Here is a 21348-nt window from a genome sequence, read left to right as displayed (position 1 = left end):
TCAGCCCCCGTAGATCGCCATGTTCAGCTCACGCGCGGCGGCGGCGGTGCGCGGGCCGAAGCCGAGCAGGTAGATGCCGTCCATGCGGATGATCGCCTTCTTCTCGCCAGCCGGCGTCAGCGCGATCGCCGGCTGGGCCAGCAGGTCCTCGTTCTTGGTGCCGGCGCCATCGCCGCGGTTCATCATCAGGATGATGTCGGGCTTGGCCTCGATGATCGCCTCGTCCGTCAGCGGTTTGTAGCCCGGGAATGCGCCGACGGCGTTGATGGCACCGGCGAGCTTGACGATGCCATCGGCCGCCGTGCCGGTGCCCGATGCCATGATCCGGCCGTTCTGGGCGCTGAGGATGAAGAGAACGCGCTTGCGCTCCGCCTCCGGACGCTTTTCGGCATCGGCGATCGCCGCGTCGAGATCGGTCGCAACCTTTTCTTCAAGCGCCTTCGCCTTGTCAGGCACGCCAAGCAGCAAGCCCACCCGGTCGATCTTGGCGATAATGCCATCGCGGGTAAAGGGGCTCGGCACGGTTTCGAAGGGCACGCTGGCACTCTTCAGCACAGCCAGCGCCTCCTTCGGGCCGGAACCCTCGACGGCGATGATCGCCGTCGGGTTCATGGCGAGGATACCTTCCGGCGAGAGCGCCCGCATGTAACCGACATTGGGCAGCTTCAGCGCCGCCTCGGGGTAGATGCTTGTCGTGTCGCGGGCGATCAGCCGGTTTTCCTCGCCGAGCGCATAGACGATCTCGGTGATATCACCGCCGACCGAAATCAGGCGCGAGGTGTCGAGCTTGTTTTCTTCGGCATGGGCGGCGCGGACGAAGGCGAAGCCTTTGACCGCCGGTGCCGACGGGATCAGCGGCAGTGCCATGACGGTCGCCGTCAGGGCGAGTTGCCAGGGGCGAATCCGGCGCAGATTGTTACGCATCGTCATCACAGCGATCCTTATGCGGCAACACTTGCTGCCCGCGGCAGATTTTCGATGATTGCGCGCCATTCGGCGCGTTCGTCGGAGCCTTCCTGCCGCTTGCCGAAGAACTGGATGATCATCTCGCCATCGGCATTGTAAGCCTCCAGCGAGGTGACATGCCCATCCTTGGTCGGCTTGCGCACGGCCCAGGTCTCGGCGATGTGATCCTGGCGCAGATGCAGATGGAAGGTAGGGTCCATGATATTGATCCACGGACCCATGGCCTGGACGTTGAAGATCGGGCCGGAATGGATCTGGACGATGCCGTTATTGGCGACGAAGCACATGATCGGCAGGCCGGATTTCACCGAGGCATGCATCATCTCCGAAGTCGCGGTGTTGTCCAGCTTCCAGGCATAATCGTCGCCGACGCTGCGGATGGCCGCCTGGCGGCCGATCTTCAGGCGTTTCAGCATGCCGAAGAACTCATGGGTATCGGTGAGCTTGTTCCAACTGTCGCGCAATTCGTCTCGGCTGACGTAGGCGGTTTCATCGACGGTATTCGAGGTCTCGGCCTCGACGAAGTCCTGAGACTGGTCTTCGAGTTTCAACTCGGCGACCATCGCGTGATAAGCCTCGACATTCGAATTCGGACGCAGGTGCAGCTTGTGCACGGCGCAGCCCGCCTTATCGAAATATTGCAGGCTGAGGCGCACCTGGTCGCCATCCTTCTTGGATACGGCGAAACCGTATTCCCAGCGGCTCGGGAAGATGCGCAGGTCGATATTCTCGCCGAGAACGATTGCGGCCTGCACGCCGCTTTTGATGTTTTCGAAGATGCCGATTTTTTCGTGCACGGCACTTTCGTTGCGCGACAGCGCCATCACTTCGCCGAGGCCGGCCACGCGTTCGAGGAGCATCAGCGCGCTGCCATCGATGCGGGTCACGCTGATGCCAGTTTCGGCGGCGACGAGAGCTGCCTCGGAAATCTTCAGCTGGGCAGCGATCTCGCGCTCGCGCATCTTCGGATTTTGGGCGCGAAACGCACGGATTTCGGCTGGCGCCGGTCTTGTCTGCTCGGTCATATCTTACCCTATTTATTGAGAATGAGCTTGCCCTGCCGGGTGATCTTCAGGCGATAGGTCAAACCGTCGTGTCTGATCATGATTTCGTTCGTGCCGCGGAAAAGATCCGCGCTTTCGACGATCCGGTGCTGCGCCGCAGGCGCGCTCGGCAGCGGCACGTGCTTAAAGTTATTTGGCTTTTCGACCATCATTTCGGTTGGCAATTCCGTGGGGCCGGGATTGGGGTCCCCGGTTGTGATGACAATTAACTTGACTTTCTTACTCATAGTTTTTTAAAGACGCAATAGGAGACTATTGCAGTCAAGTTTTTGAGATTGCTGATTTGAGGCTGCCTGGCGGCGGTTCGCGACAGAAGCGGAGAAGATAATGACGGTTAGGTTTGCGGCTGTTGCGGCCGGCGTGGTGATGGCGGTCTCAAGCATATGCCAGGCGCAGGATGCGGCAACCGCCAAGCTCGATGTCGAACTCAACGCTCTGGCGCCGTCGCAAAAGGGCTGCATGATGACCTTCGTTGCCGAGAACAATCTTCAGGCGCCGATCAACAAGATCTCTTTCGAGCTTGCCTTCTTCAACGACAAGAATGCCGTCGACCGCATCACCGTGCTCGATTTCCGCGATCTGCCGCAGGGCAAGAAACGCGTGCGCCAGTTCGACATGCCGAATGTCAAATGCGAAAGCGTGACCCGGATCCTCATCAACGACACGCCGGTCTGCGACGGGCCGGCGGCGGGCGAATGCATGAAGGGTCTCATCACCCGCTCGCAGATTTCCATTCCCTTCGAGGGCTAAATACGCCGGGGGCTGACCCCGGCGGACATGTTTCAGGCTGTCCGAGGCATAACAATGGCGATTTCAGCGAAGTCCAGATCGAGACAGGTGCTCATCGGGGAGCCGGACGCTGACGGCAGTCTCAACGACAATTACATGCATCCCGGCCATGAGCTTTCCGACCTGCGCAACGCGCCGCGGCAGCCGGCCGGCGAGGCGGTGGTCCACTATGCGCGTTTCGCGCAGATATCCTCCTTTCCCGATCATCCGGAAGCCGCATCAACTGCGCGTGCCGCAGCGCCGGCGATGGATGCGGCGGTGGAAAAGCAGGAAGGCGAGAAGAAACCGGTGCGGCGGCGGCTGGCGCTGACTTGTGTTGGCTCGTTGATTTTTCATGCGACGTTGGCTGCCATGTTGATCATTGCCTTCCCGAAGGCGCCGGAGGAGGCGATCGAGGAAGCGGGCGAAGCTGTCAGCGTTGTGATGTACGGCAATTCGGACGTCGATCAGACCGCTGCAGGCGAGACCGATGTGACCGTACAGGAAGAAATCATTCCGGAGGCCGTTGAACCGGATACAATCCAGCCGACCGAAGCGGCTAACCTTCAGCCGGAAACCGTTCAGCCGACCGATGTCTCGCCTGTGGAGGCTCAGGATCCGATCCAGCAAGCCCCGGTTCCAGAAGTGACGCGCGTCTCTCCGGAAACAGCGGCGGCGGTCGCACCGGAGGTTCTCGTTTCCGAGGTTCCAGCTGAAACCGCCGTCCTACAACCGCTGTCGACGGTCGTTCCGGAAGAGCAGAAGCCGGCCGATGACATCCCCACGGACGTTCAGCCATCCAACACGCCCCCTGTGGCCGCAGTTGAGCCTGAAGAGGTCAAGCCCGTCGAGACAGCAGAGGTGCAGTCGGAGCCGGACGAGCCGCAGGAGATCGTAACCCCAGAGCCGAAGCCGAAAGAGGTCACGCAGGAAAAGCCGAAACCGGTCGAGAAAAAGCGTCCACTGAAAAGGACCGCTGGTTCGCAGGGTGAGACGCAGCAAGATTCTACTCGTGGTGTTGCTGAAGGTGATCGGTCGGCTCAGTCGGATCGTAACTCGCGCACCGCCGGCAACAATAATGGGGTCGGAACTGCAGTCTTTGCCAATTACGACGGCAAGGTCCGTAGTCGCATTCGCCGCGCGATCAGAACACCTCGTGGTGTCGAGGGAACCGTGGTCGTCTCGTTTTCTGTGAATGGCAGCGGCGGCTTGACATCCGTTCGCGTGGTAAGCGGGTCTGGCATTCTCGAGATCGATAAGCGCGCCGTCGATGCTATCCGGCGCGCGGCTCCATTCGGTCCAACGCCCGGTGGAAATGGAAGGAGCTTTACCTCCGTGCCGATCGCGGTCGAATAATATGAGAAAACTTATCAACTTTATACTTTACTCTAAAAATCAAGTTTAATAAGGTCCACCCGCACACGCAGGAATCGTGTGACGATCAACGAGCGAACGGGTGGTATATGGCTCGCAAGGGCAAGAAGGGTTCGAACAGGGAGGCCCGCGCCAGCGCGGCCGAGGACGCCAGCCAGCTATCCGCCGGACGATCCAAACTGGATGGCCGCAGTTTTCTCTATGTCGGCGGGCGTGACTGCCAGGTGGCGCATCTTCGCCAGATCGCCAGCAATTTCGGCGCCGAGCTCCTTCATCATGACGGCGGCCTGCGCGAAGCTGTTTCCCGCATCGATACCGTGCTGCCCTCGGTCGACTGCGTGTTCTGCCCGATCGACTGTATCAGCCACGATGCCTGCCTGCGCGTGAAGACCGGCTGCAAGAAATTCGGCAAGGCCTTCATCCCGCTTCGCAACGGCAGCAAGTCTAGCCTGGAACGTGCGCTGCATACGATGAACGAACGAGACAATTCCCGATGAACGACCAGCGTCCCGACGGCTTCACCATGATCGGCCTGCATAAGCTTGCCGCGCAGACAGGCGAGGGCCTCGTGCCCGAGCTCTACGCACTTTTCCGGCAGCATACCGATCGTCAGCAGATCTACCGGAATGTGATGCTGTTCCCGACTTGGGAAGCGCGCATGCCCGGAGAAGCGACGACGAGACCGCTTGGCCCGGCGGCAGCAAACGGCAATAATGTTCTCGCTTTTCCCTGCTATGCAGCAAGGGCCGGCAAGAGGAAGGCCTAAGGAGATCGCATGTATATCGCAATGAACCGCTTCAAGGTCGCAACCGGGAACGAAGTTGATTTCGAGACGGTCTGGCGCAATCGCGATTCCAGCCTGGCCGAAGTGCCCGGTTTCGTCGAATTCCGCCTGCTGCGCGGGAAGGCCAACGAAGAGGAGGGCTACACGCTCTATTCCTCGCACACGGTCTGGAACAGCGAAGCGGATTTTCAGAACTGGACCAAGTCCGAGAATTTTCGAGCGGCGCACCGCAATGCCGGCGACCGCAAGGCCATGTACAAGGGGCCGCCTGTTTTCGAAGGCTTCAACGTGGTCGACGGCGTCTAACTGCGTACTCACCCTCATTCCTGTGACAAGGACAGATGAGGGACGAGAGGTGAGACCTCCCATCAACCCTTTCGATAGGCCGATGAATCGAAGCCAGTTTGCAAAGCCCTCAAGGTCGTACCCGGAAAACGGCGCCGGCGGCAACGGCCAGCCAGCCAAGCATCATCGCCCAGCCGCCGGTCGGGGCGGCATAGGGGAAGAGGCTAGAGCCGGTGAAACGCAGAGTGACGAGATCGCCTGCAAAGAGCAGGGTTCCGATAATCATCAGAAAACCGGCCAGCCAGGCGGTTTTGAGCCTGGCGGTGCCGAGAGCCAATGCCAGCAGGGTAGGGGCGTGCGCGAGGCACATGGCAGATGCGGATGCCGCGAGATTGGCCTCACCGCCGCCATGGGCGGCAAGGGCGGCGAGCGCCACGCCGGCTACGCCGAACAGACCGGCAAAAAGATAGAGCACCGGCTCCAGGCGCGCATTCAAGCTCATGGTCATTCCTTTTCCTGTATGTCAGGGGCCTTGTTCTGCATGTGATAGGCGAGCCGTTCCACCGGCGCCCAGATGAGATCGCGCAGCGCTTGGCTTGATATCGTCTGGTCGAGGGCACGGCGGAAGCAGAGCAGCCACTCGTCGCGCTCGACGGGGCCGATCTTGGCGACGAAATGGCGGCTGCGCAGACGCGGATGGCCGCGCTTGTCGGTATAGAGCGGCGGGCCGCCGAGATAACCGCTCATATATTCGTAGAATTTCTCTTCGCTGCCGGCAAGGCTCGGCGGATGCACGGCGCGCACGTTGCTTGCCTCCGGCAGCCTGTCCATCAGTTCGTAGAAACGCTGCGTCAGCGCCCGCACGACAGGATCGCCGCCGATCGCCTCATATAGAGTGGTGACCTTCTCCGTCACGAAACCATCCCCGATGCCCATCCATTGCCCCGGTCCTTCATGCACCGGGCGGAAAACGATCGCAACTGTCATCAAAGCGACGCGGCAATTCGCGCATATTGCCAGGCGGGCAGGAGTTTCAGCCAATTCATCTTGACAAAACCGTCCAGACGGTATCTTTTGCTCGCATGTCGAACGCTCATCATCGCAAAAAGCAGCCTATCCTCGTGCGCCAGCAGTTGCTGGATGTTGCGGCGCGCCTTGCTGCCAGCGCAGGCATGGCCGCGGTCACGCTCGATGCGGTGTCCGCCGCCTCCAGCGTCAGCAAGGGTGGGCTGCTGCATCACTTCCCGACGAAAAATGCGCTTCTTGATGCACTGTTCGAGAGCCTGCTCGAAAAGTTCGACGCGGATATAGAAGAGCTGATGCGTGGCGATCCGCTGCCGCAGGGACGCTTCACCCGCGCCTATCTCAGAGCGGTATCCGGTATCAAGGATCGTCCAGACGATTCCAGGGGTTGGACGCAGGTGACGATCGCGCTTCTTGCCGAACCCCGGTTGCGCCTTCGATGGCGCCAATGGGTGCAGGCGCGGGCCGAGGAATATATCGGCACCGACTCCTCCCTCGACGCCCAGGTCGTGCGTTTTGCCGCCGACGGGTTGTGGTTCTCAGATACGTTGGAAAGCCATGATATCGACGGCGTTCTGAGGCGGGATCTCATTAATCGCCTTGTCGAACTGACCGGGAAGTAATCCGAAAAGGAATTCGCCATGAGCCAGGCCGCCGTCTACGGGCTGTTGTTTGCCGCCATCGTGCTCGAGGTCATCGGCACGACTGCGCTGCAGCTGTCGCAGCAGTTCACCCGCATCGGGCCGACGGCGCTTGTCGTCGCCTGTTATGCGGCCGCCTTCTATTGCCTGTCGCTGACGCTGAAAAGCATCCCTGTCGGCATTGCTTATGCAATTTGGAGCGCTTTGGGAATCGTGCTGATTTCCTCGGTCGGTCTGGTCTTCTTCAAGCAGCGGCTCGACCTGCCGGCAATCCTCGGGCTCGGGCTGATCATATCGGGCGTCGTCGTCGTCAACCTGTTCTCGAAATCCGTTTCGCATTGATATTGCTGCGATATTGCCGAGTGGAATTTCCGCCTTCTGCCGGTAAATTTTCCCCTTTGTCAAATTCCTGACAAAGGTCTATGTGTTGCTTAGACGTGGAGGAGACGAGGCGCAGCCAGCGCTGCTGTTTTCCAAAGCGCTTTGAATCCTGTCTTTCCCGCCTACCGATACTTCCAGTTTCTACAGGAGCACATCATGGCCATTCGCACCGTCGTCTGGGGAGAGAATATCCACGAGACTACCAACGAAATCGTTCGTGGGATCTATCCCGAAGGCATGCACACGACGATCGCCAACGCGCTGAATACGGATCCCGGTATCTCGGCAACTACGGCAACGCTGCAGGAGCCGGAACACGGCCTCAACGAGGCCCGCCTTGCCGAAACCGATGTGTTGACCTGGTGGGGCCATAAGGATCACGGCGCGGTCTCCGACGTCGTCGTCGAGCGGGTGGCCAGGCGTGTCTGGGAGGGTATGGGCCTCATCGTGCTGCATTCCGGCCATTTCTCCAAGATCTTCAAGCGGCTGATGGGCACGCCCTGCGCGCTGAAGTGGCGCGAAGCGGGCGAGCGCGAGCGTCTATGGACGATCAACCAGCGCCATCCGATCGCAGCGGGCATCGGCGAGCATTTCGAGCTCGAGAACGAAGAAATGTACGGCGAGCAGTTTTCGGTTCCGGAGCCGCTCGAAACGGTGTTCATTTCCTGGTTCCAGGGTGGCGAAGTGTTCCGCTCGGGCCTGACCTGGCGGCGCGGCGCCGGCAACATCTTCTATTTCCGCCCCGGCCACGAGACCTATCCGACCTATCACGACGTCAATATCCAGAAGGTGCTGATCAACGGCGTCAAGTGGGCCTATAACCCTGAGGGATCGTTGACTGGTATTACCGACGCACCAAATGTGCCGGTAGAAAAGGCACTGGAGCCGATCGTCGAACGCGGCCCGAGACTGCACCAGGCCGGCGAAGCCGGTTACCGCTGAGGAGCATCCATGCGACTACTCGTTCTTGGCACGGGGGTGATGGCGAAAAACCAGCTCGCCCGCTTCCCCCTCATCGACGGCGTGACGGTGGTCGGTGCCGTCGACACCGATCCCGAGCGGCTTTCGGCCTTCGCCGACAAGTTCAACATCGAAAAGCGGTTTCTTTCACTGGAGGAGGCGATCGCCTGGGGTGAATTCGATGCGGCGACGAACGTCACGCCCGACCGGATCCATCACCCGACGACGATGGCGTTGATCGCCGCGGGCAAGCATGTGTTCTGCGAAAAGCCGCTGGCGGAGAACTATGCGAAGGCGCTGGAGATGACGGAGGCGGCGGAAAAGGCCGGCGTCATCAACATGGTGAACCTGACCTACCGCAATGTCGCGCCGTTGCAGCGCGCCCGCGAGATGGTGCTCGCCGGCGAGCTCGGCACGATCAGGCACGTGGAAGCCTCCTATCTCCAGAGCTGGCTCGTCTCGCGTGCCTGGGGCGACTGGCGCACGGAATCGACCTGGCTGTGGCGGCTTTCCACTGGCCACGGCTCGAACGGCGTGCTCGGCGACGTCGGCATCCATATCCTTGATTTTGCCGCCTATGGCGCGGCGACCGACATCGACCACGTCTTTGCGCGGCTGAAGACCTTCAACAAGGCGCCGGGCGGCCAGATCGGCGAATATCTGCTCGATGCCAATGACAGCTTCACCATGTCTGTCGATTTCGCCAACGGCGCGCTCGGCGTCGTCCATGCCAGCCGCTGGGCGACGGGGCATCTGAACGAGTTGAAGCTGCGCATTTATGGCGAGAGGGGCAGCCTTGAGGTTATCCACCGTCCCGGCGGTTCCGAGCTGCATGGCTGCCTCGGCGAAGGGGTCGAAACGGCCACCTGGACGCAGATCGAAGTTGAACCGGTGGCGACCAACTACGAGCGTTTTGCCGAGGCCGTGGCAACTGGTGTCCAGCCGGACCCGAACTTCCGCCACGCCGCCAACCTGCAGAAAGTGCTCGACCTTGCGATGGTGACCGAGCGCGAACGGCGCGAGTTGAAGGTGTGATCGTCCTTGAGATCGAGGTGTAACGGGACAAGGAACGCCGCATGAAAAGCCTCCTCACAAGCTGGCCGCTTTGGGCGCTTTTTTCCGCCGGCTTCGCAGCGCTCACGGCGATTTTCGCCAAAGTCGGCGTCGAGAACGTCAATTCCGACTTCGCGACCTTCATTCGCACCATCGTCATCCTGCTGGCGGCGGGGATGATGGTCTATGTCACCGGCAACTGGCAGGAACCGTCTTCGGTGTCGAGCAGGAGCTGGCTCTTCCTGGGGCTCTCGGGTCTTGCCACCGGCGCATCCTGGATTTGCTATTTCCGCGCTCTGAAGCTCGGTGATGCCGCCCGCGTCGCGCCGATCGACAAGCTATCCGTCGTCTTCGTGGCCGTCTTTGCCGTGCTGTTCCTGGGCGAACGCCTGACGCTGCCAAACTGGCTTGGCGTCGTGATGATTGCTGGAGGAGCCGTGCTCGTCGCTTACCGGGCATGAAGCCGCGGATCGAGCCTTACGATCATAAATTCGTCGCGCGTCGAGCCGCTTTCAGTTTGCGATATTTTCGCGTTATGCTTCCTCATGGGCAATTCAACGCTCTCCTTTGGTCCGTTCCATTGCGATCCCGTGACAGGAAGCCTGTGGCGGGAAGGCAAGTCCGTGGCGATAGGACCACGACCGACAGCGCTGCTCGGCATGCTGCTGGAGGTCGAGGGTCGCGTCGTCACCAAAGCGGATCTGATGGAGCGGGCTTGGCCGGGGCCTGCCGTGGAGGAAGGCAACCTCACCGTTCAGATTGCCACGCTCAGGAAGCTTCTCGGCCCGAAGCCTGACGGCACGGAGTGGATCGTCACCGTTCCGAGGGTCGGTTATCGCCTGCCGCGCCAGGACGATGCCGGGGTGGCGTCGGTGGCGCCGCAGCCGCCTTCTCTCGCGGTTCTTCCCTTCGCCAATCTCGGTGGTGATGCCGACCAGGATTATTTTGCCGATGGCGTGGTGACGGAGATCATCACGGCCCTTGCCCGCTTCCGCTCCTTTTCGGTCGTCTCGCGATATTCCGCCTTCGTCTACAAGGGGCGCAGCATCGATGTGCGAGAGGTGGCCAGGGAATTGGGGTCCGCTACGTGCTCGAAGGCAGCATCCGGCGGGAAGGCGGGCAGGTGCGTATCAACGTGCAATTGGTCGATGGCGTGACGGCGACCAATCTTGGGCCGATCAATTCGAGGACGGCATCAGCGGCATCTTCGCCTTCCAGGACCATATTACCGAACACGTCGCTTCGATTGTCGAACCGGCAATCGAAATTGCCGAAATCCGGAGATCGCGCCGCGACCGGCCGAACAGTCCGGCGGTTTATGATCTCTATCTGCGCGCGCTTGCGGCGATAACCGACGAGTCGATCGAAAACAACGCCGTCGCCTATGCGCTGCTGCGCGAGGCCCTTGCCATGGAGCCGGAAAATGCGTTGATCCTGTCACTTGCCGCCTGGGCGCTCGAACATCGTACGACCATGGGCTGGCCGCCGTTCGGAGGGGACGACAAGGCGGATGCCTCAGGCTTGCACGCCGCGGCCTTCAGCATTCCGCCGGCGATCCCCGGGTGATGGTCCATTGCGGCATGGCGCTGCTGCAGACGGGCAAGGATTATGACGGCGGCATGGCCGTGCTGGAGGCCGCCGCCGCTGCCAATCCCAACGATCTTCGCGTTGCCGCCTGTTCCGGCATTGCGGCCCTGCACTGCGGCGATATCGATGGGCGCTCGAGCGTCTGCACCGCGCCGTGAGGCTGGGGCCGCGCGATCCGGATGCGCGTTTTTCGCTGACAGGCATCGCGATGGCCGAGATCTTCCGCGGCAATTACGAGGCAGCGCTTTCGTTTGCGTCACGATCGCTGGCGCTCAATGCCCATTTCGACCCGACCTACTGGATGCTAATCGCCGCACACGCGCATCTCGGCAATATTGAGCAGGCGCGGCAGTTGCTGCGCGCGCTGGAGGCGATTGCACCTGATGTGACACTGGAAGGCATTCTGGCGGGTCAGCCGGCCAAGAATCCCCAGCGTTTTGCGCCGGTTCTGGAAGGGCTGGCGCGCGCCGGGATGCGGCCGCGCTGAGAGGCATTTGGAAGTTTTAGCAGCTTTTATCCGGAGCATTAAGGACCCGGCCCCGTCGCTTCGGCGATGCTGATCCCATCAATCGATGGAGGATCGTCCCATGCTTTCCAACATGCATATTCTATCCCTTAAACAGGGCAGGCTTTACGGCGACCGGATCCGGATAGAGGCGCTGCCGCAAGGGTTCGCCCCGCCGCGACGGCTCGTTGCCCTGTTCGCGCTGATCGGCAGATGGCGCAAACACACGAAAAAAGACCCCGCCGAAGCGGGGCCGGAGTTGCCAAGCCGCAGCAGGCGGCACGGCGATCTGATTTTTCGGTGGTTTATTCTATGACCTGCACCACGCGGTGGGTGCGGGGTTCGACGATCACATGTTGATTGTTGATGACCGTATAGGCGTATTTCGGGTTGTCCGGCACCGGTGTGACGACGACATCGGCCGGAAGCGGCTTGCCGACGACGATTGGTTCCTGGACGACCACGGAGGCGGTCGGGGCCGGCTGCTGCTGGACGTAGGTGACTACCTCGCGCGGCGGCGGATCGACAACGGCGCCGGCGACACCACCGGCTACGCCGCCAATAGCGGCACCCACGGGGCCACCGACGATCGCGCCGGTGATGGCGCCGCCGGCTGCACCGGTCACGGCGCCATCAGCGAGCGCATTGGTTGCAAGTGACGACAGCGCAAGGGCGCTGGAGACAAGTAGAATCTTGTACATTTTGCTTCTCCTTTGCTGGGGTTGCGTTTGAGTAACGACCGCGCCAATCCGAGGTTCCGGCAGGAGAGAGTCACGCTTTGGAAGGTCGGTTCACATTCTGTGAGGCGGCCGAAGCGTTTGTCGCGATGCATTATTCCAGCCGCCGGCGGAAGAGCCATGCGGCGGCGCTGAGCGTGACGGCGGCGATCAGCGCCAGCGGGATCGTCTGGTTCACCACCTCGCTCAGCGGAATATCCTTCAGGAAAACACCTTTGACGATCACCAGGAAATAGCGCAGCGGATTGATCAAGGTCACCGGCTGCAGCCATGCCGGCATGTTCTCGATCGGCGTCGCGAAGCCGGAGAGCAGCATGGCCGGGACCATGAACAGGAAGGCGCCAAGGATCGCCTGCTGCTGGGTCATCGACAGCGCCGAGATGAAGAGGCCGAGACCGGCGACCGAACCGAGGTAGAAGATCGCGCTGCCGTAAAGCAGGAAGAGCGAGCCGCGCAGCGGCACGTCGAAAAGAAAGACTGCGGCCAGGATATAGACGGTGATGTGGAAGAGGCCGATCATCATCGGCGGGATCAGCTTGCCGATCAGGATTTCGTGCATGCGCAGCGGCGAGACCATCAACTGATCGAAGGTGCCGAGCTCGCGCTCGCGGGCGATCGACAAAGCCGTGACGATCAGGCCGATCAGGAGCGCGATGCTGGCGATCAGGTTCGGCACCATGAACCATTGGTAGGTGAGGTTCGGGTTGAACCAATTGCGGGGCACTGTCGAGACGATACCTGTGCCGGCGCGTCTGCCGGCTGGCGTCTCGGCGGCAAGTGTCGCGCCGATCTGCTGGAGATAGCCGGCGACGATCTGCGAGGCGTTGGAGCGGCGGCCGTCGAGCACCATCTGCAGGTCGGCCGGTGTTCCCGCCTCGATATTGCGCGAAAAATCCGGGCCGATCTCGATCGCCGCGATGGCCGTCTGGTTGTCGATCGCCACCCTGATATCCGCCTGGCTTCCCGCCATCTCGATCCGGCGGAAGGTTGGCGAGCCATCGATGCGTTCGATCAGTTCCTGGCCCCAATGGCCGCTGTCGCGGTTGAGGATCATGACGTCCACATTGCGCACTTCGAGCGTCGCGGCATAGGAAAAGACGAGAAGCTGGACGATCGGCGGGCCGATCAGGATGGCGCGGCCCTTGGGGTCGCGCAGGACGGCAAGCAGTTCCTTGACGATGAGGGCGTAGAGCCTTGTCCACATCAGCCGATCCTCTTTCGGGTGTTGCGCGCCGCAAGCACGAACATGACGGCGCCGATCGTCAGCATCACGCCGATCGCCTGCAGGAACATCGGCCAGATGTCGCCGGCTAGGAACACCGTCTGCAGGTTGGGGATCAGGTAGCGCGCCGGCACGATGAAGGTGATCCACTGAATGACGGCAGGCATGGAATTGATCTCGAACAGGAAGCCCGACAGCAGGAAGGCCGGGAGGAAGGCGGAGATCAGCGCCAGCTGCGAGGCGAGGAACTGGTTCTTCGTTGCCGTCGAGATCAACAGACCCTGGCCAAGCGCCGGGATCAGGAAAGCGGCCGACAGGGCGTAAAGCGCTGCGACCGATCCGCGGAACGGCACGCCGAAGAGAAAGACCGCAAACAGCACGCAGAGCGTCATCGAGGTGAGGCCGAGCACGAAATAGGGCAGGATTTTGCCGATGAGCAATTCAACCGCCGTTACCGGCGTCGCCATCATCGCCTCCATGGTGCCTCGCTCCCATTCGCGGGCGACGACGAGCGAGGTCAGAAGCGTGCCGACCAGGGTCATGACGATGGCGATCGAACCGGGCACGAGGAAATTGCGGCTGGTCAGTTCCGGATTGAACCAGAAGCGCTGTTCGACCGAGATGGCCGGATTGGAAGTGGCGACATCCGCCTGCCTCTGCCGTTCCCAATTGGCGACGGCGCCCTGGGCATAATTCTGCACGAAATTGGCCGTGTTCGGATCAGAGCCATCGACGATCACCTGAATATCCGGACGGTTGCCGGCGATATAGTCCGTGGTAAAATCGGCTGGGATGACGACGATGCCACGCACCTTGCCGAGCACGAGATCTTCCTCGAACAGGCGCCGGTCGCGGCCGACGGCGACTTCGAAATAACGCGAGGCCTGGAAACTTGCCGACAGATCCTGTGTCAGCGGCGTCATCTCCTCGGTCACGAGGCCGATGCGGGTGCGGGTGGTATCGAGCGAAACGCCGTAGCCGAAGAGAAAGAGCAGGATCAGCGGCAGCACGAAGGCAATGAGAATGCTGCTCGGATCGCGGATCGCCTGGTAGCTTTCCTTGCGCACCAGGGCTGAAAGACGCCGCAGCCGGCCAAGTTCGGGTTCGCGGGGGGAGGCGCTCATGCGGCATCCTCCGCTTCCGATTGCTGCACCAAGGCGATGAAGGCGTCCTCCATCGTCGGGTCGGGCAGATCTTTGGTTGCGACGCGGGCCTTCAACTCATCGGGCGAGCCGAGTGCGATCGAGCGGCCGCGATAGATCAGCGAGATGCGGTCGCAATATTCCGCCTCGTCCATGAAGTGAGTAGTGACGAGCACGGTGACGCCTTTTTCCACAAGCGCGTTGATATGCGTCCAGAATTCGCGCCGGGTGATCGGATCGACGCCGGAGGTCGGCTCGTCGAGGAAAAGGGCGCGCGGCTCGTGCATGACGGCGCAGGCAAGCGCCAGGCGCTGCTTCAGCCCGAGCGGCAGGTCCTTGGCGGGCTCGCGGGCGTGGCGGCCGAAATCGAAGATGCCGACCATCAGTTCGATGCGCTCGCGCTTGTGCTGGCCGCGAAGGCCATAGACGCCCGCGAAGAATTCGAGGTTCTGGATGACGGTGAGATCACCGTAGAGCGAGAATTTCTGCGCCATGTAACCAAGCTGGTTACGGGCTTCGGCAGCATCGCGGCGAAGATCGAAACCGGCGACCCGGCCTTCGCCGCCGCTCGGCTTCAACAGGCCGCAGAGCATCTTGAAGGTGGTGGACTTGCCGGCGCCGTTCGGGCCGAGCAGGCCGAAGATCTCACCGCGGCGGATATCGAAGCTGATATCGTCGGCAGCGGTGAAATCGCCGAAACGCTTGGTCAGGCCCCTGGCCTCGATCACCGGCCGGTCGCCTTCAGCCTTCAGCGGCTCCTGCGCTTCCGCCAACCTGGAGCGGCCGCCGGGACCGCCGCCAAGCATGTCGACGAAGGCATCCTCGAAGCGGGGCGGGGCAGGGGCGAGCGTTGCGCCATCGCCGGCCGATCCGATATCCGGTTTCTTATCCTTGGCGGCGACGAGGCGGATCGCCTCGCCCTGGATCACGCCGTCGATGACGCCATCTGCCTGCAGAAGCCCGGCAAGCACTTGCCGGCGGCGCCCCGATATGCCCGAGACGCGGAAGACCCGATCGCTGACGCGGCCGGTCATCTCAGCCGGTTTTCCCGAAAACAGCAGCTTTCCCTGGTTCAACAGCAGCACGTGGTCGCAGGCCTCAGCCTCATCCAGATAGGCGGTCGACCAGAGCACGCCGATGCCTTCCTTGGTCAGGTTCTCGACCATCTTCCAGAGGTCGCGACGCGAGATCGGGTCGACGCCGACGCCCGGCTCGTCGAGCAACAGCAGGCGCGGTTTTTTGAGAAGTGCGCAGGCAAGGCCGAGCTTCTGCTTCATGCCGCCGGAGAGTTTGCCGGCAAGCCTGCCGGTGAAGCGCTTGAGATCGGTGAAGGTCAGCAGCTCGTCGAAGGCACCGGCGCGTTCGCTCTTCGGCAGGCCGCGCAGATCGGCATAGAGATCGAGGTTTTCCTGCACCGACAGGTCCTCATAGAGGCCGAAACGCTGGGGCATGTAGCCGATGGCCGCCTGGATGCCGGCGGCATTCTTGCTCGTGTCGAAGCCGAGAACTTCCACCGTTCCGGTATCGGGCAGCATCAGGCCGGTCATCAGCCGGATCAGTGTCGTCTTGCCGGCGCCGTCGGGACCGACGAGGCCGGTGATCGCACCGCCGCCGATCGCGCCGGAGACGGCGTCGAGAGCAGGGGGCGCATCGCCGAAGCGCTTAGTGACGCCGTCGATCCGGACGAGCGGCTTGTCGTCCCGGCCGGGTTCGGCGGTCATTGTCCACCCGCCGCAGGCGGCGGAAGCCGCACGGTGACCGGCATGCCCTGGCGCAGATCCGGGCCGGGCTGGTCGATGACGATCCTCAGGCGATAGACGAGATCGGTCCTGAGTTCCGGCGTCTCCACCGATTTCGGGGTGAATTCGGCGACCGGCGAGATAAAGCCGATCGTGCCTTCATAGGGTTTGTCGGGCGCCGTATCGGAGGCGACGGAAACCTTCATGCCGGGGTGGAGGCGGCCGAGATCGGGTTCGGCGACATAGCTGCGCACCCAGACGGGCTCGGTCAGGGACAATACGAAGACGGTATCCGCCGGCGAGACGATCGCACCATTTTCCCGCACACGTGAGAGGATGACGCCGCCGTTCGGGGCGCGAAGCTCGGTATCTGCAAGCGAGGTGCGGGCCGAGGCAAGGCTCGCCTCGGCAGCCTTCACCTGCGCGTCGGCGGCGGCGATATCCTCGACGCGCGAGCCTTCCTGCAGCAGCTTCAGCGCCTCGCTGGCGGAATCGGAGCGGGCGGCGGCCATGGCCCTTGCGGCGGTCGCCTGGTCAAGGCTCGCCTCGGAAATCGTGCCCTGCGGGCGAAGCTGGCGGGCGCGGTCATAGGCGAGGTTGGCATTTTCGAGATCCGCCAGGCTTTCATCATAGGCGGCGCGCGCCTGGGCGATCTCTGTCGGGCGCGGGCCGGCCTTCAGCTTGTCGAGCGTTGCCCGAAGAGCTGCGGCGTTGGCTTCGCCGGAGCGGACAGCGAATTCATAGGGTGCGGCATCGAGTTCGGCCAGAACCGTTCCGCTCTTGACGACATCGCCCTCGTCGACGTGAAGTTCAGAAAGGCGGCCGCTGACACGGAAGCCGAGCGAGACCTGGCGGATATCGACATTGCCGTAAAGGACAAATTCGCGGTGGGCCTCGGGCAGCCAGCCGAGCTTTTCGGGCAGGCCGTACCACCAGGCGGCGGCACCCGCCGCAACGAGGAGAAGGAGGGCGAGGATGCGTTTCATGCTGCACCTGCCTTGGACGGGCCGAGCACATCGACCAGTTCAGCGGCGAGGCCGCGCAAGATTTCCACCTGTTCCGGGCCGACGGCGTCCCATTCCATCTGGGCAAGCACGGCGGCATGGGTGACGCGAAAGACGAGGATGCTGCCGAGAAGGGTGAAGGTGCGCAGGCGCACATGTTCCGAGGCGGGATCTTCACGCAGGATGACGCCGATCAGCCGCCGGCCCATCTCGATCATCGGCCGCATGATGCCCTGATAAACCCTTGCGAAGGCTTCGGTCGGCTCCATCTGCTCGCGGATCAGGAAGCGCGCCCAGGATTCGGATTCCTTGCCGACGAAAAGCGTCACCATGGTCTGGAGAATGTCTGTCAGGAAGCGACGAGCCTCGGTTTCTCCGAGCGGTTCGCCAGCGGCATCGAGCGTCATGAGATATGTGCCGATGCGCGCCCTCATGTCACCGACATGCGTATCGATGCGGGCCATCAGATACTCGGCCGTGGCGATGTAAAGACCTTCCTTGCTGCCGAAATAATAGGGGATCGCCTGCAGGTTGACGCCGGCGGCCTCGGTCAGCTGACGTGTCGAGGCGCCGTCGAAGCCGTAGCGGCCAAAGACGTCGAGGGCGGCGGAAAGCATCTTCTGACGCGCGATCTCGGCGCGGGCGGATGCTGGCGGGGTTCGGGCGTCGCGTTCCTGGTTCATGATGGTTTTATAACTCCGAACGGATAATAAGTCAATCGATTGATATATTTCTGAAGAAGGAATTCGACCCGAGATCTATCGCTGGCATGAACAGGCGTTTAGCCGAGATTGATGTCAGCTCTGCGCATCAGGTGATTCAGTTACCCGCGGGAAACATCGGCAGGAAAAGGCAAAGAGGCCCGTGGCGAACGGACCTCTCAGGGTTCTCAGGGTGGGAAAGAGAAACCAAGCCTGGGGGTTGGCTGCTAACAGGTAGCGATGCGCTATCGCTAATTTTCGCGACACTAATGTGTCTGGCGCCACTCATTGGGGGACAAAAAAGGCCGGCGTTTTTTACTATTTCTACGATCATTTTCTGACACAAATCTGCCTTGCTCTTTCAGTATCGCCGATGAGATGCGTATCCAAATTTATATTATTGCGCTCCTCTTGAGCGCCATCATGTGGTCGATCTCGTTCGATGCGGCGCGTGAATCCTATCATGCTGCGCAAAGTGCGGGGTTGATGCCGAACCTGCATATCAACAAGAGGCTGGATCGCGTTCTTTAGATTGCGATCAGCGTTCAAATCATTGGTATATTGCACCGACGTCGCTTTCCCAGCCCTGCGGGTCGGCGAACCTATTTTCCTGGTGAGTGCTGAGGCCTTCCAAAGAAAATCAAATTTCGTAAAATTTGACTGACCTGCTTAAAAGCCCTGCAAATACTGATGTGTAGAGTGGTCTCATGAAAGCGACCGAAGCGTGGACAGACGCGTCGATCGTTTGGAGACGGGCGAAGCGAAGCCCGCCGATCCGCAAACGGGGACTTCGACATGCACAAAATTCTCGCCGCCATGGCTTTGACTCTGACCATCACCGGCGCTGCCGGGCCGGCGCTCGCCATCGGTCCCACCAGCCTTGCCCGCGACCTGATGTACACCTCCGCCATCGGCCATTCGCCCGAAATTCCTTTGACGACACGGGCCGGTTTCGTGCGCCCGGCGGTTCCTTTCGTCCTGCGCAGCCCGGCTGAAGTCGAGGGTGAGAACTACCAGCTCAAGGCCTATTCGCAGAGCCTGACCGTGGTCGTCGACTATGTGTTCTCGAAGGCGGTCAATGCCGTGCACGCGGTGACGTTTCTCCGCTGACATTCTGGACCGACCGGAAACAGTCCGGCAAATAGGTTAGGCGTCGAGTTCGCCGCGGACGTCGAGATACCACTCGACGAAGGCCTTGACGCCGACTTCCAACGTCGTATCCGGCTTGTAACCTGTCAGCGCGACGAGCAGATCGGGGGCTGCGAAGGTGCGCGGCACGTCACCCTTCTGCATCGCCAGCATCTTGCGGATGGCAGGACGGCCGAGCGCTTTCTCGACCGTTTCGACGAAATCCATCAGGCTGACCGGCTGGCCGCCGCCAATATTGACGACCCGAAAGGGCGCCTGGCGCGAAAGCGTTTCGACAGCCACGTTGTCGAGACGGTTTTCCTCGCCAGGGGCGATTGCCGACAGCCTGGCGATCGCTTCAATGAGATCGTCGATATAGGTGAAATCACGGCTCATGTTGCCTTCGCCATAGATCTCGATCGGCTGGTCTTCGAGCATGTTCTTGGTGAATTTGAACAGCGCCATGTCGGGCCGACCCCACGGGCCATAAACGGTGAAGAAGCGAAAGGCCGTGGTCGGAATCTTGTGCAGATGCGCATAACTATGCGCCATCAACTCCATCGATTTCTTCGTCGCGGCATAAATGGTCAGCGGTTCGTCGGCGCGATCGGTCTCATGAAAGGGGACGGTCGCATTGGCGCCATAGATCGATGATGTCGAGGCCAGCATCAGGTGACGAATTTCGACGCGCCGCGCGATTTCCATGATGTTCCACGAGCCTTCGACGTTCGAACGAAGATAGGCCTCAGGATTCTCAAGGCTATAGCGCACGCCGGCCTGTGCGGCGAGGTGGATCAGGATGTCGGGCTTGGCCGCCAGAACAGCCGCTTCCAGAGCTGGCCGATCCTCGAGCATTGATATGACGGGTGTGAAGGTCGGAAATTGGGAGAGTGCCGCATGACGCATCTCCTTGAGCTTGACATTGTAATAGGGAGTAAGGCCGTCGAAGCCTGTGACTTCATGCCCTTCCTGCAGCAGACGCCTGGCCAGATGAAAACCGATAAAGCCGGCGGTCCCGGTAATGAAGTAGCGCATTCCCACCTTCTCTCGGCTCACTGCCGACGGCAAAAAGCCGATTCCCTATCACGTGACCCCTTACAGGATAAGAAGAGGCCGAGTCGATAGTTCTTTGAAAGAGAAGGCGGCGGCCGCCCTCGCTGCGGTCGTCGGCGTATTCGCCGGCTGCCCCGCCGAATGACGGAGAGGTCGTCGATATCATCTGAGGTCAGCCGCGGCCATCGGCTGTTATGCTGCATTGCAACATGTTGGCCTGCGTGTTATGGCCGGCCGGTCGGCTGCAAGCAGGTCAGGATCGATGAGAGAGATAATTTATTGGATTCTCTGTGCGTTTCTGACCGTTGCGATCGCGATCGTGTCTCTACGCTTTGTCACGAACTTCTGGCTGCTGTCCTTCCTCTACAGCTTTCAGGTTCATTTCGGCGTCCTCTTTGTTGCCGCCAGCCTTATCATTCTGGCTGTCAGGAGACAGATCTACGGCTTCGTCCTTCTGTTTGCCTCGCTTCTTCTCATCTTTCACGGCGTCATCACGCTGCGCGAGTTTTCTGAGGACGACGGAGGCACGGACAGGCCGCCACTTTTTCGGCTGATGTCGTTCAATATCGCGATCGACAACTGGAAAAACTCGACTGCAATCACCGATATGGTGATCGCTTCGAATGCCGATGTCGTCAATTTGCTCGAAGCCAAGCCGCTGACGTTCCATCTGCAGCAATTGTTCAAGGCCTATCCCTATCACATCGGTTGCGAAAGCGGGAAGGATACGTGCGATACGCTGGTGCTGTCCAAACGCCCGTTCGTCAGCCGACAGGTCGCAAGCATGGGCAGTCTCCGGAAAAACAGGCTGGTTATATCGAGCGTCGACTTCGGCGGCGAAACCATCAATCTGGTTTCGGCGCACCTCACCAAACCCTATTTCGACGATTTCCAGATGGCTGAATTGGAAGATCTCGCCAAAACGCTTGGATTGATCGACGGTCCTCTGGTGCTGTCGGGTGATTTCAACTCCTCGGTGATCGCCCCGAGCATCCAGGGTTTCCTGCGCGACCAGAAGCTGAAAACAATCGTGCCGGAACCGGCAACATGGCCGGTCGGCGCCGGCTTGCTCGGGATCGCCATCGATCACATATTTGCGCGCGCGCCGCTTCATCTGACATCGCTGAAACGTCTTGATGACAGTCTTGGCTCGAACCATTCAGGCCTGATCGCCGAATTCGTCCTCGACAAAAGCGGCGAAACCTCACCGGCAAGATAAGCCTGCCGGGCA

Annotated in this window: 26 protein-coding genes and 1 pseudogene; 14 read left to right on the top strand and 13 right to left on the bottom strand. The window is 61.1% G+C overall.

The genetic code is table 11. The features are described 5' to 3' along the window. The 3 genes from HJB82_RS17690 to hemP are packed head-to-tail and all read right to left on the bottom strand — an operon-like array spanning nt 1 to nt 2182. Nucleotides 1–930 carry a hemin ABC transporter substrate-binding protein gene (locus HJB82_RS17690; RefSeq protein WP_221140828.1) on the bottom strand — a complete coding sequence of 310 codons (930 nt, stop codon included), beginning with the start codon at nt 928–930 and terminating at the stop codon, nt 1–3. Between the two features lie 11 nt (nt 931–941). Beyond that, nucleotides 942–1991, bottom strand: a complete 1050-nt coding sequence (locus HJB82_RS17685; protein ID WP_207581490.1) for a hemin-degrading factor — start codon at nt 1989–1991, stop codon at nt 942–944. 8 nt (nt 1992–1999) lie between these two features. After that, entirely contained in the window at nt 2000–2182 is a 183-nt protein-coding gene (gene hemP / locus HJB82_RS17680; protein WP_207584360.1) for a hemin uptake protein HemP, read from the bottom strand. A gap of 175 nt (nt 2183–2357) precedes the next feature. Here hemP and HJB82_RS17675 point away from each other — a divergent pair, with 175 nt between their 5' ends. From HJB82_RS17675 to HJB82_RS17655, 5 genes are all read left to right on the top strand, one after another. Beyond that, nucleotides 2358–2780: a hypothetical protein gene (locus HJB82_RS17675; RefSeq protein ID WP_207581489.1), complete on the top strand. Its 423-nt coding sequence runs from the start codon at nt 2358–2360 to the stop codon at nt 2778–2780. Between the two features lie 54 nt (nt 2781–2834). Beyond that, entirely contained in the window at nt 2835–4154 is a 1320-nt protein-coding gene (locus tag HJB82_RS17670; protein WP_221140826.1) for an energy transducer TonB, read from the top strand. 107 nt (nt 4155–4261) lie between these two features. Then, complete coding sequence (locus HJB82_RS17665; RefSeq protein WP_207581487.1) at nt 4262–4669, top strand: DUF2325 domain-containing protein; 408 nt, start codon at nt 4262–4264, stop codon at nt 4667–4669. Then, nucleotides 4666–4938 (top strand): hypothetical protein, encoded by a 273-nt coding sequence (locus tag HJB82_RS17660; protein WP_221116571.1) that lies wholly within the window; start codon nt 4666–4668, stop codon nt 4936–4938. Before HJB82_RS17665 ends, HJB82_RS17660 begins: the two co-directional genes overlap by 4 nt. A gap of 9 nt (nt 4939–4947) precedes the next feature. Further along, complete coding sequence (locus tag HJB82_RS17655) at nt 4948–5262, top strand: antibiotic biosynthesis monooxygenase (protein WP_221116572.1); 315 nt, start codon at nt 4948–4950, stop codon at nt 5260–5262. Nucleotides 5263–5371: 109 nt separating this feature from the next. Here HJB82_RS17655 and HJB82_RS17650 read toward each other — a convergent pair whose 3' ends face one another. Together HJB82_RS17650 and HJB82_RS17645 are read right to left on the bottom strand one after the other, a co-directional pair. Next, nucleotides 5372–5743 (bottom strand): DUF423 domain-containing protein, encoded by a 372-nt coding sequence (locus tag HJB82_RS17650; protein WP_221132345.1) that lies wholly within the window; start codon nt 5741–5743, stop codon nt 5372–5374. A gap of 2 nt (nt 5744–5745) precedes the next feature. Beyond that, nucleotides 5746–6156, bottom strand: a complete 411-nt coding sequence (locus HJB82_RS17645) for a group II truncated hemoglobin (protein ID WP_221132346.1) — start codon at nt 6154–6156, stop codon at nt 5746–5748. 167 nt (nt 6157–6323) lie between these two features. On the opposite strand from HJB82_RS17645, the gene HJB82_RS17640 reads away from it, so the two are divergent. The 7 genes and pseudogenes from HJB82_RS17640 to HJB82_RS17610 all read left to right on the top strand — a co-directional run bounded on the left by HJB82_RS17640 (nt 6324) and on the right by HJB82_RS17610 (nt 11707). Next, entirely contained in the window at nt 6324–6887 is a 564-nt protein-coding gene (locus HJB82_RS17640; RefSeq protein WP_221117530.1) for a TetR/AcrR family transcriptional regulator, read from the top strand. 18 nt (nt 6888–6905) lie between these two features. Then, a complete protein-coding gene (locus HJB82_RS17635) occupies nt 6906–7247 on the top strand; it encodes a multidrug efflux SMR transporter (RefSeq protein WP_207581483.1) in 342 nt (113 codons plus the stop codon). Between the two features lie 195 nt (nt 7248–7442). After that, nucleotides 7443–8228 (top strand): ThuA domain-containing protein, encoded by a 786-nt coding sequence (locus HJB82_RS17630; protein ID WP_221117529.1) that lies wholly within the window; start codon nt 7443–7445, stop codon nt 8226–8228. A gap of 9 nt (nt 8229–8237) precedes the next feature. After that, on the top strand, nt 8238–9281 hold the full coding sequence (locus HJB82_RS17625) for a Gfo/Idh/MocA family protein (protein WP_207581481.1): 1044 nt from the start codon (nt 8238–8240) through the stop codon (nt 9279–9281). Between the two features lie 41 nt (nt 9282–9322). Then, entirely contained in the window at nt 9323–9760 is a 438-nt protein-coding gene (locus tag HJB82_RS17620; RefSeq protein WP_207581480.1) for an EamA family transporter, read from the top strand. An 84-nt stretch (nt 9761–9844) separates the two neighbouring features. After that, a pseudogene (locus HJB82_RS17615) lies at nt 9845–11373 on the top strand (tetratricopeptide repeat protein). A gap of 100 nt (nt 11374–11473) precedes the next feature. After that, a complete protein-coding gene (locus tag HJB82_RS17610) occupies nt 11474–11707 on the top strand; it encodes a hypothetical protein (protein WP_259672104.1) in 234 nt (77 codons plus the stop codon). Here the strand turns inward: HJB82_RS17610 and HJB82_RS17605 are convergent. The 7 genes from HJB82_RS17605 to HJB82_RS17575 form a co-directional block, all read right to left on the bottom strand. Continuing rightward, nucleotides 11697–12092, bottom strand: a complete 396-nt coding sequence (locus HJB82_RS17605) for a DUF1236 domain-containing protein (protein WP_003542187.1) — start codon at nt 12090–12092, stop codon at nt 11697–11699. The two genes, HJB82_RS17610 and HJB82_RS17605, sit on opposite strands and share 11 nt — an antisense overlap. A 130-nt stretch (nt 12093–12222) precedes the next feature. Then, a complete protein-coding gene (locus HJB82_RS17600) occupies nt 12223–13332 on the bottom strand; it encodes an ABC transporter permease (RefSeq protein ID WP_221117527.1) in 1110 nt (369 codons plus the stop codon). After that, entirely contained in the window at nt 13332–14474 is a 1143-nt protein-coding gene (locus tag HJB82_RS17595) for an ABC transporter permease (RefSeq protein WP_221140822.1), read from the bottom strand. The genes HJB82_RS17600 and HJB82_RS17595 overlap by 1 nt, the downstream gene beginning before the upstream one ends. After that, the gene (locus HJB82_RS17590; RefSeq protein WP_221132336.1) at nt 14471–16213 is read right to left on the bottom strand and encodes an ATP-binding cassette domain-containing protein; all 1743 of its coding nucleotides are present in this window, start codon (nt 16211–16213) and stop codon (nt 14471–14473) included. Before HJB82_RS17590 ends, HJB82_RS17595 begins: the two co-directional genes overlap by 4 nt. Further along, the gene (hlyD, locus tag HJB82_RS17585; RefSeq protein WP_221140820.1) at nt 16210–17217 is read right to left on the bottom strand and encodes a secretion protein HlyD; all 1008 of its coding nucleotides are present in this window, start codon (nt 17215–17217) and stop codon (nt 16210–16212) included. Before hlyD ends, HJB82_RS17590 begins: the two co-directional genes overlap by 4 nt. Continuing rightward, on the bottom strand, nt 17214–17918 hold the full coding sequence (locus HJB82_RS17580; RefSeq protein ID WP_207581474.1) for a CerR family C-terminal domain-containing protein: 705 nt from the start codon (nt 17916–17918) through the stop codon (nt 17214–17216). The genes hlyD and HJB82_RS17580 overlap by 4 nt, the downstream gene beginning before the upstream one ends. Before the next feature lie 348 nt (nt 17919–18266). Then, nucleotides 18267–18503: a hypothetical protein gene (locus HJB82_RS17575; RefSeq protein WP_207581473.1), complete on the bottom strand. Its 237-nt coding sequence runs from the start codon at nt 18501–18503 to the stop codon at nt 18267–18269. 228 nt (nt 18504–18731) lie between these two features. On the opposite strand from HJB82_RS17575, the gene HJB82_RS17570 reads away from it, so the two are divergent. Further along, entirely contained in the window at nt 18732–19046 is a 315-nt protein-coding gene (locus HJB82_RS17570; RefSeq protein ID WP_221140819.1) for a hypothetical protein, read from the top strand. 36 nt (nt 19047–19082) lie between these two features. Here HJB82_RS17570 and HJB82_RS17565 read toward each other — a convergent pair whose 3' ends face one another. Continuing rightward, nucleotides 19083–20099 carry an NAD-dependent epimerase/dehydratase family protein gene (locus tag HJB82_RS17565; protein ID WP_221140817.1) on the bottom strand — a complete coding sequence of 339 codons (1017 nt, stop codon included), beginning with the start codon at nt 20097–20099 and terminating at the stop codon, nt 19083–19085. Between the two features lie 280 nt (nt 20100–20379). Between HJB82_RS17565 and HJB82_RS17560 the strand changes: the two genes are divergently transcribed. Further along, a complete protein-coding gene (locus HJB82_RS17560) occupies nt 20380–21336 on the top strand; it encodes an endonuclease/exonuclease/phosphatase family protein (protein WP_221140815.1) in 957 nt (318 codons plus the stop codon). Nucleotides 21337–21348 lie beyond the last annotated feature (12 nt).

Origin of the sequence: Rhizobium sp. NZLR10, assembly GCF_019685125.1 — a bacterium.
In the GTDB taxonomy this organism is placed as follows: domain Bacteria; phylum Pseudomonadota; class Alphaproteobacteria; order Rhizobiales; family Rhizobiaceae; genus Rhizobium.
Note: the sequence above shows the minus strand (reverse complement) of the source record. Positions and strands in the feature narration are given on the sequence as shown.

Coding starts and splice junctions, on each gene's coding strand:
- HJB82_RS17675 (WP_207581489.1), top strand. CDS start 2,358: ATGACGGTTAGGTTTGCGGCTGTTGCGGCCGGCGTGGTGATGGCGGTC.
- HJB82_RS17670 (WP_221140826.1), top strand. CDS start 2,835: ATGGCGATTTCAGCGAAGTCCAGATCGAGACAGGTGCTCATCGGGGAG.
- HJB82_RS17620 (WP_207581480.1), top strand. CDS start 9,323: ATGAAAAGCCTCCTCACAAGCTGGCCGCTTTGGGCGCTTTTTTCCGCC.
- HJB82_RS17655 (WP_221116572.1), top strand. CDS start 4,948: ATGTATATCGCAATGAACCGCTTCAAGGTCGCAACCGGGAACGAAGTT.
- HJB82_RS17690 (WP_221140828.1), bottom strand. CDS start 930: ATGACGATGCGTAACAATCTGCGCCGGATTCGCCCCTGGCAACTCGCC.
- hemP (WP_207584360.1), bottom strand. CDS start 2,182: ATGATGGTCGAAAAGCCAAATAACTTTAAGCACGTGCCGCTGCCGAGC.
- HJB82_RS17665 (WP_207581487.1), top strand. CDS start 4,262: ATGGCTCGCAAGGGCAAGAAGGGTTCGAACAGGGAGGCCCGCGCCAGC.
- HJB82_RS17685 (WP_207581490.1), bottom strand. CDS start 1,991: ATGACCGAGCAGACAAGACCGGCGCCAGCCGAAATCCGTGCGTTTCGC.
- HJB82_RS17565 (WP_221140817.1), bottom strand. CDS start 20,099: ATGCGCTACTTCATTACCGGGACCGCCGGCTTTATCGGTTTTCATCTG.
- HJB82_RS17625 (WP_207581481.1), top strand. CDS start 8,238: ATGCGACTACTCGTTCTTGGCACGGGGGTGATGGCGAAAAACCAGCTC.
- HJB82_RS17560 (WP_221140815.1), top strand. CDS start 20,380: ATGAGAGAGATAATTTATTGGATTCTCTGTGCGTTTCTGACCGTTGCG.
- hlyD (WP_221140820.1), bottom strand. CDS start 17,217: ATGAAACGCATCCTCGCCCTCCTTCTCCTCGTTGCGGCGGGTGCCGCC.
- HJB82_RS17630 (WP_221117529.1), top strand. CDS start 7,443: ATGGCCATTCGCACCGTCGTCTGGGGAGAGAATATCCACGAGACTACC.
- HJB82_RS17650 (WP_221132345.1), bottom strand. CDS start 5,743: ATGAGCTTGAATGCGCGCCTGGAGCCGGTGCTCTATCTTTTTGCCGGT.
- HJB82_RS17605 (WP_003542187.1), bottom strand. CDS start 12,092: ATGTACAAGATTCTACTTGTCTCCAGCGCCCTTGCGCTGTCGTCACTT.
- HJB82_RS17580 (WP_207581474.1), bottom strand. CDS start 17,918: ATGAACCAGGAACGCGACGCCCGAACCCCGCCAGCATCCGCCCGCGCC.
- HJB82_RS17640 (WP_221117530.1), top strand. CDS start 6,324: ATGTCGAACGCTCATCATCGCAAAAAGCAGCCTATCCTCGTGCGCCAG.
- HJB82_RS17660 (WP_221116571.1), top strand. CDS start 4,666: ATGAACGACCAGCGTCCCGACGGCTTCACCATGATCGGCCTGCATAAG.
- HJB82_RS17600 (WP_221117527.1), bottom strand. CDS start 13,332: ATGTGGACAAGGCTCTACGCCCTCATCGTCAAGGAACTGCTTGCCGTC.
- HJB82_RS17635 (WP_207581483.1), top strand. CDS start 6,906: ATGAGCCAGGCCGCCGTCTACGGGCTGTTGTTTGCCGCCATCGTGCTC.
- HJB82_RS17595 (WP_221140822.1), bottom strand. CDS start 14,474: ATGAGCGCCTCCCCCCGCGAACCCGAACTTGGCCGGCTGCGGCGTCTT.
- HJB82_RS17590 (WP_221132336.1), bottom strand. CDS start 16,213: ATGACCGCCGAACCCGGCCGGGACGACAAGCCGCTCGTCCGGATCGAC.
- HJB82_RS17610 (WP_259672104.1), top strand. CDS start 11,474: ATGCTTTCCAACATGCATATTCTATCCCTTAAACAGGGCAGGCTTTAC.
- HJB82_RS17570 (WP_221140819.1), top strand. CDS start 18,732: ATGCACAAAATTCTCGCCGCCATGGCTTTGACTCTGACCATCACCGGC.